This window comes from Shimia sp. W99, from assembly GCF_053851455.3.
Genome location: NZ_JBSQBU020000001.1, coordinates 3,186,295 through 3,203,954 on the forward strand (window position 1 = coordinate 3,186,295; position 17,660 = coordinate 3,203,954).

At 59.8% G+C, this 17,660-nt stretch carries 19 protein-coding genes; 10 read left to right on the forward strand and 9 right to left on the reverse strand.

Annotated elements, in window-relative coordinates; all coding sequences use genetic code 11:
• Positions 1 to 116 precede the first annotated feature (116 nt).
• Positions 117 to 1,694: a DUF5928 domain-containing protein gene (locus ACS3QZ_RS15485; RefSeq protein ID WP_456038651.1), complete on the forward strand. Its 1,578-nt coding sequence runs from the start codon at positions 117 to 119 to the stop codon at positions 1,692 to 1,694.
• Between the two features lie 89 nt (positions 1,695 to 1,783).
• Here the strand turns inward: ACS3QZ_RS15485 and ACS3QZ_RS15490 are convergent, their stop codons facing one another.
• Positions 1,784 to 2,716 carry an ABC transporter ATP-binding protein gene (locus tag ACS3QZ_RS15490; protein WP_456038652.1) on the reverse strand — a complete coding sequence of 311 codons (933 nt, stop codon included), beginning with the start codon at positions 2,714 to 2,716 and terminating at the stop codon, positions 1,784 to 1,786.
• Positions 2,717 to 2,823: 107 nt separating this feature from the next.
• Here ACS3QZ_RS15490 and ACS3QZ_RS15495 point away from each other — a divergent pair, with 107 nt between their 5' ends.
• Positions 2,824 to 3,006, forward strand: a complete 183-nt coding sequence (locus ACS3QZ_RS15495) for a zinc-finger domain-containing protein (RefSeq protein WP_456038653.1) — start codon at positions 2,824 to 2,826, stop codon at positions 3,004 to 3,006.
• A 51-nt stretch (positions 3,007 to 3,057) separates the two neighbouring features.
• Here the strand turns inward: ACS3QZ_RS15495 and ACS3QZ_RS15500 are convergent, their stop codons facing one another.
• Entirely contained in the window at positions 3,058 to 3,717 is a 660-nt protein-coding gene (locus ACS3QZ_RS15500; protein ID WP_456038654.1) for a histidine phosphatase family protein, read from the reverse strand.
• A 127-nt stretch (positions 3,718 to 3,844) separates the two neighbouring features.
• Here ACS3QZ_RS15500 and ACS3QZ_RS15505 point away from each other — a divergent pair, with 127 nt between their 5' ends.
• Positions 3,845 to 5,041, forward strand: a complete 1,197-nt coding sequence (locus tag ACS3QZ_RS15505; RefSeq protein ID WP_456038655.1) for a hydantoinase/carbamoylase family amidase — start codon at positions 3,845 to 3,847, stop codon at positions 5,039 to 5,041.
• Here the strand turns inward: ACS3QZ_RS15505 and ACS3QZ_RS15510 are convergent.
• Both ACS3QZ_RS15510 and ACS3QZ_RS15515 read right to left on the reverse strand, forming a co-directional pair.
• Positions 5,038 to 5,265, reverse strand: coding sequence for a WGR domain-containing protein (locus tag ACS3QZ_RS15510; protein WP_093095953.1), 228 nt, complete (start codon positions 5,263 to 5,265; stop codon positions 5,038 to 5,040). The two genes, ACS3QZ_RS15505 and ACS3QZ_RS15510, sit on opposite strands and share 4 nt — an antisense overlap.
• 70 nt (positions 5,266 to 5,335) lie before the next feature.
• On the reverse strand, positions 5,336 to 5,617 hold the full coding sequence (locus ACS3QZ_RS15515) for a DUF1330 domain-containing protein (protein WP_456038656.1): 282 nt from the start codon (positions 5,615 to 5,617) through the stop codon (positions 5,336 to 5,338).
• 99 nt (positions 5,618 to 5,716) lie between these two features.
• On the opposite strand from ACS3QZ_RS15515, the gene ACS3QZ_RS15520 reads away from it, so the two are divergent.
• Complete coding sequence (locus ACS3QZ_RS15520) at positions 5,717 to 6,589, forward strand: LysR family transcriptional regulator (RefSeq protein WP_456038657.1); 873 nt, start codon at positions 5,717 to 5,719, stop codon at positions 6,587 to 6,589.
• 215 nt (positions 6,590 to 6,804) lie between these two features.
• Here ACS3QZ_RS15520 and ACS3QZ_RS15525 read toward each other — a convergent pair whose 3' ends face one another.
• The 5 genes from ACS3QZ_RS15525 to ACS3QZ_RS15545 all read right to left on the reverse strand — a co-directional run bounded on the left by ACS3QZ_RS15525 (position 6,805) and on the right by ACS3QZ_RS15545 (position 10,927).
• Positions 6,805 to 7,299: a helix-turn-helix transcriptional regulator gene (locus tag ACS3QZ_RS15525; protein WP_456038658.1), complete on the reverse strand. Its 495-nt coding sequence runs from the start codon at positions 7,297 to 7,299 to the stop codon at positions 6,805 to 6,807.
• Between the two features lie 18 nt (positions 7,300 to 7,317).
• Positions 7,318 to 7,842, reverse strand: a complete 525-nt coding sequence (locus ACS3QZ_RS15530; protein ID WP_456038659.1) for a cytochrome b/b6 domain-containing protein — start codon at positions 7,840 to 7,842, stop codon at positions 7,318 to 7,320.
• Between the two features lie 55 nt (positions 7,843 to 7,897).
• Positions 7,898 to 8,158, reverse strand: a complete 261-nt coding sequence (locus ACS3QZ_RS15535) for a PepSY domain-containing protein (protein ID WP_456038660.1) — start codon at positions 8,156 to 8,158, stop codon at positions 7,898 to 7,900.
• Between the two features lie 142 nt (positions 8,159 to 8,300).
• Entirely contained in the window at positions 8,301 to 9,005 is a 705-nt protein-coding gene (locus ACS3QZ_RS15540; RefSeq protein WP_093095937.1) for a response regulator transcription factor, read from the reverse strand.
• Between the two features lie 5 nt (positions 9,006 to 9,010).
• Positions 9,011 to 10,927, reverse strand: a complete 1,917-nt coding sequence (locus tag ACS3QZ_RS15545) for a PAS-domain containing protein (RefSeq protein ID WP_456038661.1) — start codon at positions 10,925 to 10,927, stop codon at positions 9,011 to 9,013.
• Positions 10,928 to 11,122: 195 nt separating this feature from the next.
• Here ACS3QZ_RS15545 and ACS3QZ_RS15550 point away from each other — a divergent pair, with 195 nt between their 5' ends.
• From ACS3QZ_RS15550 to ACS3QZ_RS15575, 6 genes are all read left to right on the forward strand, one after another.
• Complete coding sequence (locus tag ACS3QZ_RS15550; protein ID WP_456038662.1) at positions 11,123 to 13,090, forward strand: AMP-binding protein; 1,968 nt, start codon at positions 11,123 to 11,125, stop codon at positions 13,088 to 13,090.
• Positions 13,090 to 13,908 carry an ABC transporter ATP-binding protein gene (locus tag ACS3QZ_RS15555; protein ID WP_093095930.1) on the forward strand — a complete coding sequence of 273 codons (819 nt, stop codon included), beginning with the start codon at positions 13,090 to 13,092 and terminating at the stop codon, positions 13,906 to 13,908. Before ACS3QZ_RS15550 ends, ACS3QZ_RS15555 begins: the two co-directional genes overlap by 1 nt.
• Positions 13,909 to 13,949: 41 nt before the next feature.
• Positions 13,950 to 14,954, forward strand: a complete 1,005-nt coding sequence (locus tag ACS3QZ_RS15560; RefSeq protein WP_456038663.1) for a branched-chain amino acid ABC transporter permease — start codon at positions 13,950 to 13,952, stop codon at positions 14,952 to 14,954.
• A gap of 6 nt (positions 14,955 to 14,960) precedes the next feature.
• Positions 14,961 to 15,215, forward strand: coding sequence for a hypothetical protein (locus ACS3QZ_RS15565; protein ID WP_456038664.1), 255 nt, complete (start codon positions 14,961 to 14,963; stop codon positions 15,213 to 15,215).
• Complete coding sequence (locus tag ACS3QZ_RS15570; protein WP_456038665.1) at positions 15,215 to 16,291, forward strand: branched-chain amino acid ABC transporter permease; 1,077 nt, start codon at positions 15,215 to 15,217, stop codon at positions 16,289 to 16,291. Before ACS3QZ_RS15565 ends, ACS3QZ_RS15570 begins: the two co-directional genes overlap by 1 nt.
• Positions 16,292 to 16,375: 84 nt before the next feature.
• On the forward strand, positions 16,376 to 17,656 hold the full coding sequence (locus tag ACS3QZ_RS15575; RefSeq protein ID WP_456038666.1) for an ABC transporter substrate-binding protein: 1,281 nt from the start codon (positions 16,376 to 16,378) through the stop codon (positions 17,654 to 17,656).
• Positions 17,657 to 17,660: the final 4 nt, after the last annotated feature.

A 17,660-nucleotide genomic window follows, 5' to 3' on the forward strand; every position in this document is an offset into this window, starting at 1 on the left:
TTGCAGGTCAGGTGCCTCAATTCCACGAAAAAACCAAATAAAGTCTGTTTATTCAACGTGTCTTCATCATTAAATGGGTAAACAATCAACGGGCAAGCAGGGTTACGGTTTCGGGAATGGCACAAATTGCGTATATCTTGCTGTGCCACAAGGACCCCGAGGCCATTATCAAACAGGCCGAACGCCTGACAGCCACGGGCGATTACATCGCGATACATTTCGACGCCAGCGCCAAGGCGGAGCATTTCCAGATGATCCAGAACGCGCTGGCCAGCAATCCGAACGTGGCCTTTGCCCACAAGCGGATCAAATGCGGATGGGGCGAATGGTCATTGGTGCAGGCAACGCTTTACGCGGTAGAAACCGCCGTCTCCAGCTTTCCCCGCGCCACGCATTTCTACATGGTTTCGGGCGATTGCATGGTGATCAAGTCGTCCGAATACATCCATGATTTCCTCGATGACAATGATGTGGACTTCATCGAAAGCTTCGATTTCTTTGAAAGCGACTGGATCAAGACCGGGATGAAGGGCGAGCGGCTGATCTATCGCCACTGGTTCAACGAACGGACGCAGAAATGGCGGTTCTATACCTCGTTCAACCTGCAGCGCCGCTTTGGTCTGACCCGCGAGATTCCTTCGGATATCCAAGTCATGATCGGCAGCCAGTGGTGGTGCCTGCGACGCCAGACAATCGAGGCGGTGTTGCATTTCACGCATCAACGGCGTGATGTCATGCGGTTCTTCCGCACAACATGGATTCCCGACGAGACGTTTTTCCAGACCATCGTGCGCCATCTCGTGCCGGCAAAGGAAATCCGGACCCGGACGCTGACGTTTCTGATGTTCACCGACTACGGGATGCCGCTCACGTTTTACAACGACCATTACGACCTGCTGTTGAGCCAGGATTACCTTTTTGCCCGCAAGATCAGCCCCGAGGCGCTGGAGCTGAAAGAACGGTTGGGGCGGCTATATGCGGAGGAAGGGGCGCAGTTCCAGATTTCGGCCGAGGGGCCGAGCCTGTTCAAGTTCCTGACCAGCCGCGGGCGCGTGGGCAAACGTTTTGCCAGCCGCTTCTGGGAAACGGAATCCACGCTGGGCAGGGATCGGGAACTGATGATTCTTGTCTGCAAGAAATGGCACGTCGCCAAGCGGATGCTGACCAGCATTCAGCAGGAAACCGGTATTCCGGCCATTGCCTATCTCTTCAATGAGGAAAGCACGCCGCTACCTGACCTTGGTGGGATTCAGGCAACTTTGGAAAAACGGACGCGGCATCGACGTGCGCTGATGCGGATGTTGTTCGACTATTACGATACGAATCGGCTGGTGATCTGTCTGGATCCGTCCAACATGGACCTTATGCAGGACTTCTTTGACGACCGCTCGGTCACACGGATGCTCGAGGTGCAGTGCGAGTTCACCGACGATTACCTGACAGGCCACGCGACCCGCATCGGATTGGCTGGCGATCAGACGCCGCGTGAGACGCTGGAGCGCCTGTTGCCCACCATCCGGCGCGACATTCTGAATGAAAGTGACCGGATTCGTGATGCGGGGTTCGAGAATGTGCGTTGGATGCGCGAAGGCGACGATACCACCGATCAGGTAAGCGCGCTGGTGGCGTTCCTGTCTGTCTCCGAGGATGCCGCGACACGGATCGCCAAAACCGACCACCTGTTTGCCGACTGAGGCTGAGGCTCCCGCCATCTTCGCCGCCTATCGGCGGCTGGCAGATGTTGGGCGTGGCTCAGCAGAGCTGAGCCTCGACAGACGCAGGGTCAGTGGCCCCTTGTCAGGGTCAGGAAGACGTCCTCGAGATCGGCCTGTTCGGTTTTCACGTCGCGAATGGCGATGCCTGCATCGCGCACGGCGCGCAGCACGTCTTCGGCGGTGGTCTGGCTGGCGTGATAAGCCAGCGCGAGCGTGCCATCCGGGCGTTGCGTGACCTCGACCCCGTCTGCTGTGGGCAATTGCGTCGGCGACGCGACCGGATCAATCACCATGCACTTGGCATCCATCTTGCCCAAGAGGTTGGCCGTGCTGTCGCGCGCGACCAGTTCGCCATGGTCGATAATGGCGATCTCGTCGCACATTTCCTCGGCTTCTTCGAGGTAATGCGTGGTGAGGATGATAGTTATCCCCTGTTCCTTGTTGAGCTTGCGGATGTTGGTCCAGAGCATCTGGCGCAGTTCGATGTCCACGCCGGCGGTCGGTTCGTCGAGCACCAGAACACGCGGGCTGTGCACCAGCGCCTTGCCCAGAAGCAGGCGACGGCGCATGCCCCCTGAAAGGGTGCGGGCATAGGCATTGGCCTTGTCGCTCAGGCCCACCATGGCGAGGATTTCATCGCTGCGCCGCTGGTGTTTGGGGACGCCATAAAGCCCGGCCTGTACTTCGAGCGCTCCGTGGGGCGAGAAGAACGGATCAAGGTTCAACTCCTGTGGCATGACGCCGATCGCCGCGCGGGACTGGCGCGGGTTTTCGTCCTGGTCAAAACCCCAGATGCGTACCGTGCCCGAGGTTTTGGTGACAAGACCGGCCATGATGTTGATCATCGTGGATTTACCCGCGCCGTTGGGGCCGAGCAGGCCAAAGATAGACCCGGCGGGAATGTCGAGATTGATCCCTTTGAGCGCGTGTTTCTCGGGCTCGCCCTTGCTGCCGCGATAGGTCTTTTTCAGGTCCCTGATCTCGATGGCGTTCTGCGTCATGGCTGCACTTGCTCCCGGCTGCGCATTCAATCATATTCGGGCCTAAAGAAACCGGACCGGAACAACAACCGGGTATGTCGGCGATTCAATCAGAGGACTTGCCAGAAATGACCATCCAACCGCCTGAAACCAAGATTGTAGACAGCTATCGCGTGGCCTGTGACGGCGGCGAAGGCGCGCTTGGGCATCCGCGTGTCTGGTTGCAGATCCCGAACGAGCACGGCTGGGTCGAATGCCCCTATTGCGACTGCAAATACGTGCACAAGGATGACGCCGACAAGGCGGCCTGATCTCCTGCCATCATTGTTTGTTTGAAACACTGAAAGGGCGCGCGCGCCCTTTCAAAGATGGGTCTGTGCGTGGTGGCGTGCGGGGTCCTCAAGATGCGCGACGCTGTTGAATTGCGTGAGCAGCGGTCGGCCCAGCACCATCTGCCAGCGGTGGACGGACGTGTTCATGATCGCAAGGCACATTTGCGCCCAGCCTGAGACATCCAGCGCCAGAGTCTGCCGCAGAACGGTGCCGATCAATCCGCCAGACGTGACCACCAACGCGCGGCCCTGACCGGCGGCAATTTCTTCCATGACCTCGCGAATGCGGGCGGCAAAGGCATCGTGGCTTTCGGGCGCGCCTTCAATCTCGCCCCGTTCCCACGCGCCGAGCACCATGGGCAGGTGGCTGACAAAACCTTCGCGTTCGGTCGGCACGGACAGACCCTGCTGTTCCTCCATCAGCTGAGAGAGAGTGAAATAGGCAAATTCATTGAGGCGCGGATCCTGAATGATCTCGCCATGATCGGTCGCGCCCATGCTGGTCGCGGTTTCCACGTGGCGGCGCATCGTGCCGCAATAGACCCGCTGAAACCGGTCGCCCGTGGTCTGCATATGTCCACCGAGCCACCGGGCCTGCTGGTGACCAAGCGGTGAGAGCTTATCATAGCTTTCTTCGTCGCGGGCTTCCGTGTTGGCCTGGCCGTGGCGGACGAGTGTGATGTGGGGCATGACAGGAACCTTTTTGACTGGCCCCGTGTGTAGGACAGGCTGGGGGGCGGGGAAAGAGGGGAAAGCGCGTGATTGCCGCGGGGGTTGAAATGAGTATTTTTGGCAAAATGAAGATGGAGTGTTTCAAATGATCAACCCGGACCGGTTTCTTGCCGACCTGCATCACCTGCGCAGTTTTGGAGCGGCTGGTGTGGGCAAGGGTGTGGTGCGCCCGGCCTATTCGGCTGCGGACATCGCGGCGCGGGAATGGTTGATGGCGCAGATGGAGGCCGCCGGATTGCGGGTGCATGTGGACCCGGTAGGATCGGTCTGGGGGCTGGCCGAGGGACCGTCATTGCTGTTGGGGTCGCATTCCGACAGCCAGCCCGAAGGGGGCTGGCTGGACGGGGCGCTGGGCGTAATTGCGGCGCTCGAAATTGCGCGCGCGGCGCAGGAGGCGAGTGGCCCGGCCGTTTCGGTTGTGTCCTTTCAGGATGAAGAGGGGCGTTTTGGCGTGACCACGGGCAGCACGGTCTGGTCGGGGGCGGTGTCGCTTGAGGTGGCGGACGGGTTCACCGACCGGGATGGCGTCACCTTTGCCGAGGCGCGGGCGAAGATGGCGCATCTGGCGGGGACTTGGGTGGATCCCGCACAGTTCACCGGCTTTATCGAGATGCATATCGAGCAGGGACCATGGCTTGATCAGGCGGGCGAGTCGGTGGGAGTTGTCACCGACATTGTCGGCATTCGCGACATGCGGATCACTCTGACCGGAGAACAGAACCACGCCGGAACCACGCCGATGCACTTGCGCAAGGATGCCTTTCAGGCGCTGTCCGAGTTCAACACGCGGCTGAATGCAGCGTTCGAGGAGGTGGTGACGCCGTCGACGGTCTGGACCATCGGGCACGTGAACCTGCACCCTAATGCCAGCTCGATCGTGCCGGGGCAGGTGACCTTTTCGATGCAGTGGCGCGACAGTTCCAGCGCGCGGTTGACGCAGATGGAGGGCATCATCCACAAAATCGCTGCGCAGGTGGCCGAGGAATATGGAATGGAGCTTGGCTACGGCGATTTGCTGGGTTTGGAGCCGGTGGCCATGGACAGCCGTCTGCGCGGAGCGCTGGCCGAGAGTGCCGAGGCGCAGGCTCCCGGAGCGTGGCGCGAGATGCCTTCGGGGGCGCTTCATGATGCCACGAACGTGTCCAAATACATGCCGGTGGCGATGCTGTTCGTGCCGTCGATTGGTGGGATCAGTCACGCCTTCGACGAAGACACGAATGAGGCCGATCTGGTCAAGGGGCTGGACGTGCTGGCTGGGGCGGTGGCGCGGTTGACGAACTAGGTGCGCTCGTAGCCACGTTTCAGGGCGCGGTTACGAAAGCTGTCGGCGGCGTTCGATGCCTCGCGCAGGTTGCCGAAGATGTTGACCATCATGCGCCCCTTGCCACCCGAAACGCCCCATTCACGCATCACCGAAACCTCTTCGAAAAGGTTCATCGCGATCTCGACCCGGTAGAAACGCGGGCGGGTTTTAAGTGATGGCTTGTAAAGGATGCAGATGGCCATGATCCAAGCCTATTGCACCCCGAATCGGCGCGCAACAGGCTTTTGATTCGGCACTGAATTCGACACTGTTTCAGCCTAAAAGCACGATATCCGATGCACCCGCGCTGCGGCGCAGGGCGTGCACATCCGCAAGGTCGGGATCGTTGATCCAGCCTTCGGCGCTGGCGCGATCGGGAAAGGACAGGATAGCGGCGACGTCGGGCAGATCGGGGGCGCCATCAAGCACCAGCGCATCGGCGCTGCCCTGTTCGACCTTGCCGCCGTGGCGGGCCAGAGCCGGACCAGCCTGTTCACGATACGCGGCCAGCGCCCCGGGGTTGGTGACGGTCAGTTTGGCATAGGCATAAATCATTTCACATCTCCAGTTGCGTGGTTGTGGCGTCAGTCTATGGGGCGGAGGGGGGTGCGAAAACGCGTGAGTTTGCATTCTGCTTGTGCAAAAATGCATGACATGAATGCAGACTGGGACGATCTCAAAACGGTGCTTTACCTGGTGCGCGAGGGGTCACTTGCCGGGGCCGGAGCGGCGTTGGGGGTAAATTACACCACGGTAGCGCGGCGTGTGGCGCGCGCGGAACAGGCGCTTGATACGATTCTGTTCGAGCGGCTCGCCGACGGGTATCACGCGACCGAGGCCGGGCGGCGTGTGGCCGCGCATGCCGCCGAGATGGAGGCACAAGAACTGTCGTTGATGCGCGTCCTGCAGGGCGGGGATAAACGATTGTCCGGGGCACTGGTGGTAACGGCGCCGCAGCTCTTGATCGGGCCTTACGTCGCGCCGGTGATGGCCCGGTTCAACGCGACGCATCCCGAGGTGAACCTTCACATCAAGGCGTCCAATGAGCTGGTGGACCTGACGCGGCGCGAAGCCGACTTGGCCGTGCGTATTTCGCGGGATCCGGGGGATGCGCTCATGGGCGTGCGGGTGGCAGAGCAGCAGACCGCGAGTTTTGCCGCCCCCGTCTGGGCCACGCGATTGGCCGAAGGGGCGGATACGGTTGTTGACTGGATCGTTTACGAACGGTTCCAGGATGTCCCAAAGGCCGCGCTTGCGCGGTTTCCGAAATCCCGTGTCGTGATGACCTGTGACGACATGGCTGCCATGGTCGGGGCGGCGGTGGCCGGGCTTGGGGTGGTGCGAATGCCGATGTTCTTGGGGCGGGTCACGCCGGGGCTGGTGCAGGTGCCCGCGCTGGATCCGGCGCCTTACGCGGATATCTGGGTGGTAGGGCATCGCGATGTCTGGCCGTCGGCGCGGGTGGCCGCGTTTCGCGACATGCTGGTCCCGCATTTTCGGGCGCATCGCGCGGATTTCATCGCCTGAGGGTGGTTACAAAAATTCCCCGCAGCCGATGATCAGGTCTGCGGGGAGTCGGGAGTGTTCCGTGTGTGTCGCTTGTTCTTGTCCTGCGGACTCCCCAGCTGCTCGAAAAGGCATTTGCCTGCAGGATTGGTAGTAGTGCATGTCGGAGACTCTACCTCATTTTGCGGTAGAAATCTATATATAGGAAGAAGTCGGCAGATTCTTGCTATATAGTGCTATTCGGGCTGCATAACGCTGTCGAGGATCAGGGCCAGCAATTCGCCCCGGTTGCCGGTGCCGGATTTGCGGTAAATGGCGTTGAGATGGGACTTGACGGTGCCTTCGGCGCTGCCGCGCAGGGTGGCGATTTCCGCGATGGCCATGCCCTTGACCAGGAAAGTTGCGATGTCGCGTTCGGTCGGGGTTAACTTCCACCCGTCGAAATGTGCTTCGATGACGTCCTGCATCGCCTGTTGCGCGACCGACAGGTTGTGTTCCAGAGCGGCCTTGCGGCGCAACAGGTCCAGTACCACACGGATTTCAAAGATGATCGCGGCACAGAGCAGAAGCGCGGCGGACATCTCGACCAGAAGGTAGAAATTGGTGAAGGCGTCCAGCCCGAAGGCGCGCAGGTCCTCAAGCGCGTCCGCGAGGAAAAAGACCGCGCATATGATCTGCGCCGCGATCAACAACAGCAATCCGACAGGGGGTTTCGGCTTGGGCGGCGGCATTTGAACGAAACTCTCGTATTAGCGGGATCTGAACGTCTTGTAGCCCGTGATCATGGCGCGGGGAAGGTTCACGCCGGTCCTGCGGCTTTCAAAGAGTACCGCCCCCACATGGATGAGGATCGAGATTTCCGCCCACGTGACGGCGAATTCATGAAGTTCTTCTGGGCCTTCCATGCCCCAGAACATGTCCGTGGTCATCAGGTGGCCGCTTGCCACGATGACCAGCAACGCCGCCAGAAGGTTGTAGATCATCCACGCCCCGAGCGGCGAATGGCCAAGGTGACGCTGGTGCCGCCCTCGTGCGATATCGCTCAGCTGTGAAGCGGCTGCGGTTAGGCTGGGGGGGAAACTGGTGAAACGGGCATACTGGGGGCCGACGCCCCCCCAGAAGAGGCGGGCTATCACCAGCGCGCCAAGGGCATAACCTATCCATTCATGCGTCGCACTTTCGTCATCCGTGAACAGGGCGTTGGCAGTAAACAGGGCCACGACAGCCCAATGAAAAGCTCGGATGAACGGATCCCAGACCTTGAATTTCTGCATGGTGTCGTCCTTGAAGGAGGGCGCGGCGGAGAGGTGTCCCCGCCGCTTGGCAGGGTCAATCGTCCAACTCGATCTTCACGATGTTCATATCGGCATCGAGGTAGATCTCATGGCGCTTGCCGTCTTTCATGGCATAGGCTTCATACATGCTATCCTCGACATCAATCTTTCGTACGTCGTAGCCCTGAGCGCTCAGGGTGGTCCGGATTTGAGCTTCGGTTTCTTGCGTCAGACCGGGCTTGGCATAGTCCGATGCCCAGACGGCGACGGGAAGCAGAGTGACGAGGGCGGCAACGCGCAGTGTGTTGAAAGTCATTTCGGGGTCTCCTGTCTTGGGTCGGGCATGAGCGCCGCGACAGGAGAGAGATCGGCGCGATCCGCGCTCAAGACCAGTCAACCGGGGTTGCAAATGGTAGTTTTGCCTCCACGGATCAGGTGTCTACAACTGGGGTTGGGGGTTATCCCCAGCGCACGTCGCCAAGGAAAATATACCCGGCGCCATAGATGGTCTTGATCAGCCGGGGGTTTTTGGGGTCTTCCCGCAGCTTGGTACGCAGGCGCGAAATGCGCACGTCCATGGCCCGGTCAAAGCTTTCGCCTGCCGCGCCGCCAAGCGTTTCCTGCATATGCGCGCGGCTGATGAGCCGCTTGGGACTTTCGAGAAACAGGCGCAGCACTTCGCCCTCGGCATGGCTGAAGGTTGTTTCGGTGCCCTCTTCATCTTCCAGCACGTAGCGGTCGAAATAGGCTGTCCAACCATTGAACCGCGCCGTGTTGCTAGACGTGGGCGCGGCGGGTCTGTCCTTGCGCAGGCGTGCGCGCACGCGGGCCACCACCTCGGCCGGGTCAAAGGGTTTGATGATATAGTCATCTGCGCCCAGCTCGAGTCCCGTAACCCTGTCCTGGACCTGCGCGCGCCCTGAAATGATGATCACCGCAGAGCCCAGCTCAAGCGCCAGCCGATGCACCAGCGTCAGCCCGTCCTTGTCCGGCAACCCGAGGTCGACAAGACAGACGTCAGGCGTTGTGGATTTGAGCGTGGCTTCGAACTCGGTTGCGCGGGAAAATCCCATGGTGCGAAACCCGGCGTCTTCGAGCGCGTCTGCAAGGATCGAGCGGATTTCGGGTTCGTCGTCCAGAATGGTGACAAGCGGGGCAGTCATGGCATTCACCTTGGGTGCAGGAATTGATCGAGCTGCTCGGCCGTAAACGGTTTGGGCAGCACCGGCGCGCGTGCGGCGCCTTCGATATACAGCGGATGGGATTGGGGCAAGGATGTCATCAGGAACGAAGGCACCTTGCCGGCGGACAGCTCGCGGATCAGGTCGACGCCCGTCAGGTCACCTTCGAGCATGATGTCGGACAGAACCAGCCTGATTTCGGGCAGTTCCATGAGAAGCGTGCGCGCCTCATCGACGCTGGCGGCCTCGATGACGGTGTGTTTCATCGTAGTCAGCATGTCGCGGATCATAGTCCGCAGGTCCGGATTGTCTTCGACCAAAAGGGCAAGCCCCGGCTTGACGTCCTTGGGGGCCCGGCGCAGGGGAAGACGCACCGTGACCTGTCCGCCGCCGCCCTCCATGTTGGCGATGCGCACATCCCCGCCAGCCAGCTTGGTCATGTCATAGACCATGGCCAGTCCAAGCCCGGAACCTTCCGATCCCTTGGTAGTGAAAAACGGGTCCAGGGCGCGTGTCAGGGCCTCGTCCGAGAACCCCGGCCCTGTGTCGCGCACGGTGAACTGAACCCAGGTTTCCTGCACCAGTTCGGCAATCAAAAGGATACTGCCGCCCGCCCCACAGGCATCACGCGCATTGAGCAGCAGATTGACCAGCGTGTCCTGCAGCATCGCCGGATCCAGCATCAGTGGATCTTCGGGAATGCTGTTTTCGATGGTCAGCCGCGCCTTGCCTTCGACCGTGGGCGTGGCCAGTGTTTCGACATCCGACAGGAACGCGCTCATGTCGGTCGGGGCCAATTTCGGGGCGCGGTGCCCGGTCACGTCGGCCAGACGGTTGAGCAAGGCCCCCCCGCGCCGCGCCGCGCCCAGGGTTGCGTCGATCAACGCCTGTGCATCACCGGGCAGTTCCATTTTCTGCAACTTGCTTTGGGTGCCAAGAATGATGGTCAGCAGGTTGGAGAAATCATGCGCCAGCCCGCTGGTCATCTGTGCTGCAATCTCGCGGCGGCGGGTCTGTTGCAGGGCGACGCGGGTCTGGGTTTCCTCGGTGATGTCCATCGACAGGATGTAGACGCCACGGTTTTCCGGCCCGTTGCCATCCGGGGTAAATGCCGTTCGGATGCGCCGGGTGCTCGGGTGTTCGTTGAATTCGAACACCGACGGCTTGCCCTTGAACGCTGCATCAAGATGCGGGCGAATGGCGCGAAAGGCGCTCTCACCGAGGGCCTCGCTGATATGCATACCCACGATATTGCTTGGCCGTCCGGGGATCACCGAAGAAAGCCGCCGGTTGGAATAGGTGTAAAGCCGGTCTGGCCCGACATGGGCGATGTGGGCCGGCATCATTTCGGCCGTAAGACGCATCCGGGCTTCGGACGCGGTCAGCTGGCGCCGCACCTCTTCAAGGGCGCTTACCGTGGCTTCGAGTTCGCGGTTGGTGGCGGACAATTCCTCCGCATACTGCAAAAGCTGGTCCGAAAGCTCTTCGGACCGTGCCCGCAACAGGCCCTCTTGGCGTTTGGCCGAGGTGATGTCCGTATAAACCGCCACCCACCCGCCTTCAGGCAGGGGGGACCCTTCGACACTGATCCAGCGCCCGTCAGCGCGTTGCCGTTCGAAATAGTGCGGTTCGAAATCAAGCGCCCGTTCGACCCGTTCCGCGACAAAAGCGTCCTGCTCGTCGGTGGGGACATGTCCGTATTCACCATGGTCGATCAGGAAGCGGATGGTTTCCCCAAAATCCGCGCCGGGTTGGGTCAGGTGATCCGGGATGGAAAACATCTCGCGAAACCGCTCGTTTGAGACCACCAGCTTCAGATCGCTGTCATAGATCGACAACGCCTGTTTGATCAGGTTCAGCCCGGCGACGGTCATCGCCTGGGTGCTGCCGGATATCCGCTCCATTCTGGTCTCCCTTTCCCTAGGGCTAGCACCGGGAATGGGACGCGCAAAGCCTGAAATGTTTGCTGTTACAATTCGTAAGGATTGAGAAATGTTCAGGAAAAAGTTGACCCGCAGTTTGAAACCCGCACCTTAGGAGGTGGAGAATCGCTTTGGCGGTTCCGACCCGTGGAGGCGGGACCAAGGGAGGAAGATATATTGGCACAGTCGTCACAGGCGACCGGTGGGCTCGAGTCCATTCCGGCGCTTTTGCAGCGTAACGCCACCCTTTATGCGAACAAGGACGCGTATCGGGAGAAAGAGTTCGGCATTTGGCAGCGCTGGACCTGGGCGGACACCGAAAAAGAAATCGAGGCTTTGGCGCTGGGGTTGATCAACCTTGGTGTGAGCGAAGGCGATTTCGTCGCGATCATCGGGCGCAACCGCCCGTATTTCTATTGGTCGATGGTTGCGATCCAATCCGTTGGCGCAGTGCCGGTTCCTGTGTATCAGGACAGCGCCGCCGAAGAGATGGAGTATATCCTGAGCCATTGCGGTGCTCAGTACGCCATCGTCGAAGATCAGGAGCAGGTCGACAAGGTCATCGACATTCAGGAGCACCTGCACCAGTTCAAGCACATGATCTATATCGATCAGCGTGGTCTGCGGAAATACGACCACCACGCGCTGCACCGTTTTGTCGACATTCAGGAACAGGGCCGCGCGGCCTATTACGAATGGATCGACGATCTCAAGGCGCGCCGCGAGAAGCTGAACTATGACAGCACCTGCGTGATGCTCTACACCTCGGGCACCACGGGCAAACCAAAGGGCGTGGTTCTGTCGAACCGCAACGTGATCGAAAGCGCCAAGAACAGCTCGGATTTCGACAACCTGAACGCGGGTGACGAGATTCTGGCCTACCTGCCGATGGCTTGGGTCGGGGACTTCATCTTCTCGGTCGGCCAGGCCTACTGGACCGGGTTCTGTGTGAATTGCCCAGAAAGCGCGGACACGATGATGACCGACCTGCGCGAAATCGGGCCGACCTATTATTTTGCCCCGCCGCGCGTGTTTGAAACCCAGCTGACCAGCGTCATGATCCGCATGGAAGACGCAGGCAAGTTCAAGCGCAAGATGTTCCATCACTACATGGCGCATGCCAAGAAGGTGGGCGGCGACATTCTCGACGGCAAGCCTGTCGGGTTCATGGATCGCCTGAAGTACAAGATCGGGGACTTTCTTGTGTACGGTCCGCTCAAGGACACGCTGGGCTTTGGCCGCGTGCGTGTGGGCTATACCGCGGGTGAGGCGATCGGACCGGAAATCTTCGAATTCTACCGTTCGCTGGGCATCAACCTGAAACAGCTTTACGGCCAGACCGAAGCCACCGTTTTCATCACCGTACAGCCGGATGGCGAAGTGCGGGCCGACACGGTGGGCGTTCCCGCACCGGACGTGGAAATCAAGATCGCGGATAACGGCGAGATTTTCTATCGCTCGCCGGGTGTGTTCGTCGAATACTACAACAACCCGGAATCGACGGCTTCGACCAAGGATGCCGAAGGCTGGGTTGCCACGGGCGACGCTGGCTTCTTCGAAGAGAAATCGGGGCATCTGCGCATCATCGACCGCGCCAAGGACGTTGGCAAAATGGCCGATGGCAGCATGTTCGCGCCGAAATATGTCGAGAACAAACTCAAGTTCTATCCCGACATCCTCGAAGCAGTACTGTTCGGTAACGGCAAGGATCGTTGCGTGGCCTTCATCAACATCGACCTGTCGGCGGTGGGCAACTGGGCCGAGCGCAACAACATCGCCTATGCGTCCTATCAGGAACTTGCCGGACACCCGAAGGTGCTCGACTCGATCCAGGAGCACGTCGAAGCGGTGAACAAGTCCGTGGCCGAAGATCCGATGCTGGCCGGGTGCCAAGTTCATCGCTTCCTCGTCCTGCACAAGGAACTGGATGCGGATGACGGCGAAATGACCCGGACCCGCAAGGTGCGCCGCGTGATCGTGGCCGACAAGTTCAAGGACCTGATCGACGCGCTTTATGACGGTTCGACCACGATCTCGACCACAACCGAAGTGACCTATGAAGACGGTCGCAAGGGCAGCATCAGCGCGACCCTTGAGCTCCGTGACGCCAAGGTTGTTCCCGTGGCCAGCAAGGTAGCAGCATAATGAACGCACAAGCAGAAAGCTACGTCACGGACGACGGCCGCACCATTGGCCCGACCGTGATGGAAATGAAGAACATCACGCTGCGCTTTGGTGGCGTGAAAGCAATCACCGACATCTCCTTCGACATCCGCGAGGGTGAAATTCGTGCGATCATCGGCCCCAACGGCGCCGGGAAATCGTCGATGCTGAACGTGATCTCCGGTTTCTATGTCCCGCAGGAAGGCGAGGTCTGGTACAAGGGCAAAAAGCGCCCGCCGATGAAACCCTACCAGGTCGCACAGCAGGGCATCGCCCGGACTTTCCAGAACATCGCACTGTTCGAGGGCATGACCGTGCTCGACAACGTGATGACCGGCCGGATTCGCCAGATGCAGTCGGGGCTGTTCAGCCAAGCGCTCTGGAAGGGCAAGGCCGAGAAGGAAGAGGTTGCCAACCGCGAGCAGGTCGAAAAAATCATCGACTTCCTCGAAATCCAGCATATCCGCAAAACGCCGGTGGGGCGTCTGCCGTACGGTCTGAAAAAGCGGGTCGAGCTGGCACGCGCGCTGGCCGCGGAGCCGTCGATCCTGCTTCTCGACGAACCGATGGCCGGGATGAACGTCGAAGAGAAAGAGGACATGTCCCGCTTCATCCTCGACGTGAACGACGAATTCGGTACCACGATCGCCCTGATCGAACACGACATGGGCGTTGTGATGGACCTTTCGGATCGTGTCGTCGTGATGGATTACGGCAAGAAGATCGGGGATGGCACCCCGGACGAAGTGCGCAACAACCAGGACGTCATCGACGCCTATCTGGGGGTGGCACATGACTAATCAACATACTGATTTCAATCTGAAAACCGGAGGCGCAAGCGATGCCTGAACAACTCGTATTCGCGATGGAGGTCTTCCTCAACGGCCTCATGGCGGGTGTTCTCTATGCGCTCGTCGCGCTGGGGTTCGTCCTGATCTACAAGGCCTCCGGGATCTTCAACTTTGCACAGGGCGTGATGGCGCTGTTTGCGGCGATGACCCTTGTGGGCATCCAAAACGGTCAGGTGCCGTTTTCACACCTGATCAACGCAATGTTCGGCGCCCATGTCACGCATTTCGGATGGAATATCCCTTCGGTTGTCTCGCTGTTGCTGACCGTCGGTGTGATGATCCTTCTGGCGTGGTGTATCCAGCGTTTCGTGTTCCGGCATCTGGTCGGACAGGAACCGATCATCCTGTTCATGGCAACCATCGGTCTGGCCTATTTCCTCGAAGGGTTTGCCGACCTGATGTGGGGTTCGGAAATCAAGACGCTTGATTTCTGCCTCGCGGGAAGCGCCTGTCTGCCGCAGGGCATCAATATTGCCATCGACGAAGCCACCTACAACCTGTTTGGCTACGGTTTCTTCATCGACAATCTCGACATCACCGCAACCGTGGTGGCCATCCTGCTCGTGATCGCGCTGGTTGCCTTCAGCCAGTATACCAAGCATGGTCGTGCGATGCGCGCCGTGGCGGACGATCACCAGGCCGCGCTGTCGGTTGGCATTTCGCTCAACTTCATCTGGGTACTTGTGTGGTCGGTCGCGGGCTTCGTGGCACTGGTCGCGGGTATCATGTGGGGCGCGAAGTCGGGTGTGCAGTTCTCGCTGTCGCTGATCGCACTCAAGGCCCTGCCGGTATTGATGCTCGGCGGCTTCACCTCGATCCCCGGCGCCATTGTCGGTGGCCTGATCATCGGTGTGGGTGAGAAACTGTTCGAATTCTGGGTTGGCCCGCTGGTGGGCGGCGCGACCGAGAACTGGTTCGCCTATGTTCTGGCGCTGGTCTTCCTCGTCTTCCGTCCGCAGGGGCTGTTCGGCGAAAAGATCATCGAGAGGGTGTAACGGATCATGACGAAACTGATCGCCATTCTCAATGTGGTGGCCTGGTCCGGCTTCTGGTCCTTCGGCTACCTCGCCCTCGGGGCGGAGAGGTCATCGGGCCAGATGACCACCGCCGCGATCCTGGCCGCGCTGGGCGCCGCCATCGGGATCTGGGCCTACTTCCAGCTTGTGCGCCATTCCGAGCGCACCGGCTATGCAAAGAAACCGAACCGGGCGGACCGGTCACATCTTGAACATGAATTCAATGGGGGGAGCGCCTGATGCTGTATCGTGAGGCCGGTGACTTCAAGACCAGTTACGCCAAAGACAACCAGACCTTCCCGATCAAGTTTGACCGGATGGGCTATTACACCGCGTTGGTTGTCGCCTTTCTGGTGATCCCCTTCGTGATCAACGACTACTGGGCAAACGCGATCCTGCTGCCCTTCCTGATCTACGCGATTGCCGCGCTGGGGTTGAACATCCTTGTCGGATATTGTGGTCAGGTCTCACTGGGGACCGGGGGCTTCATGGCCGTGGGCGCCTATGCCTGCTACAAGCTGATGACCTCAATGCCGGAAGTGAACATCTTCTTCCACATCATCCTGTCCGGGGGCATCACCGCGTTTGTTTGCGTGCTGTTCGGCCTGCCATCCCTGAGGATCAAGGGCTTCTACCTGGCAGTTGCAACGCTGGCGGCGCAGTTCTTCCTCGTGTGGCTCTTCAACCGGGTGCCGTGGTTCTACAACTACTCCGCTTCGGGTCAGATCAACGCACCGGAACGTACCGTGTTCGGCATCGAGATCACCGGCCCCAACACCGAAGCCTGGGCAACCTACCTGTTCTGCCTTGTCTTCCTGGTGGCCAGCGCCCTGATTGCGCGCAACCTGACCCGTGGCATGGCCGGCCGTAAGTGGATGGCAATCCGCGACATGGACATCGCCGCCGAAATCATCGGGGTGAACCCGCTGAAAGCGAAAATCAGCGCCTTTGCGGTCTCGGGCTTCTTCGTAGGCATCTCGGGCGCGCTGTTCTTCTCGGTCTACCTCGGTGCTGTGGAAGTGGGCGAGGCGTTCGGCATCAACAAGTCGTTCCTCGTGCTCTTCATGATCATCATCGGCGGCCTGGGCTCGATCTTCGGTTCCTTTGCCGGTGCGGCCTTCCTCGTCCTGCTGCCGGTCGTTCTCAAGATTGTTGGCGTGGACTGGCTGGGCTGGCCCACCGACATGGTGGCGCACCTGCAGCTCGTGATCGTGGGTGGTCTGATCATCCTCTTTCTGATCCTCGAACCTCATGGTCTTGCGCAGCTCTGGCGCGTGACCAAGCAGAAACTCCGGCTGTGGCCCTTCCCGCACTAAGGCGGGGCCATGACCAATCCATACCGGGGGCGGGAGGAGCCCCCGGCCAAAACATCGGACAAAACCAAGGGAGGAATATACCCGATGAAAAAAGTTCTCGTAACCGCAGTTGCAGGCATGATGGCCGCAGCACCGGCGATGGCAGATCTCGTGTTCCCGTCGCTCAGCTACCGCACCGGCCCTTATGCCGCGGGTGGTATCCCCTTCGCCGACGGCTATGCCGACTACTTTACCCTGCTCAACGAGCGTGACGGTGGTATCGGCGGCGTTCCGACCAAGCTGCTGGAATGTGAAACCGGCTACAACACCGAAAAAGGTGTGGAATGCTATGAATCGACCAAGGGCGAAGGCGCTCTGGTGTATCAGCCGCTCTCGACCGGTATCACCTATCAGCTGATCCCCAAAACCACCGCTGACAACATCCCGATGCACACCATGGGTTATGGCCGTACCTCTGCCGCGAACGGCAAGGTCTTCAGTCACACCTTCAACTATCCGGGTACCTACTGGAACGGTGCATCCGGTGCGATCAACTACCTGCTGGACGAAAACGGCGGCGACCTGAAGGGTCACAAAATTGCGCTGGTCTACCACAACTCGGCCTACGGCAAGGAACCAATCCGCACGCTCGAAGAGCTGCAGAAGAAGCACGGTTTCGAACTGAGCCTGCTGCCCGTTGACCACCCCGGTCAGGAGCAGAAGTCGCAGTGGCTGCAGATCCGTCGCGAAAAGCCTGACACCGTTCTGATGTGGGGCTGGGGCGTGATGAACCAGGTTGCCATTCAGGAAGCCGCGAACATCCGTTTCCCGATGGAAAACTTCATCGGTATCTGGTGGTCGGGCGCAGAGCATGACGTTCTGTCGGCTGGCGACAAGGCCAATGGCTACAAGGCGCTGACCTTCCACAACGTGGGTCGTGACTTCCCGGTCTTTGACGACATCCAGAAATACGTTGTCGACACCGGCAAAGCTGCTGGCGCTGGCGACCAGATCGGTAACGTCCTCTACAACCGTGGTATGTACGCTGCGATGCTCGCCGCAGAAGCTGCGAAAACCGCTCAGGCGATCCACGGCACCGCAGACATCACTCCGGCGATGATGCGTGACGGTATGGAAGCTCTGGAAATCACCGAAGAGAAAATGACCGCTCTGGGCATGCCGAACTTTGGTCCTGCCTTCACCGTGACCTGTGAAAACCACGGTGGTCCCGGTCTGGTTGGTGTGACCCAGTGGGATGCATCGAGCAAAACCTGGTCGCTGATCTCGGACTTCAAACCGACCGACCTGGAAGTGATCGGCAAGCTGATCGAAGAAGATTCGGGTTCCTACGCATCCGAAAACAACATCGAAGAGCGCTGCAACTAAGCCT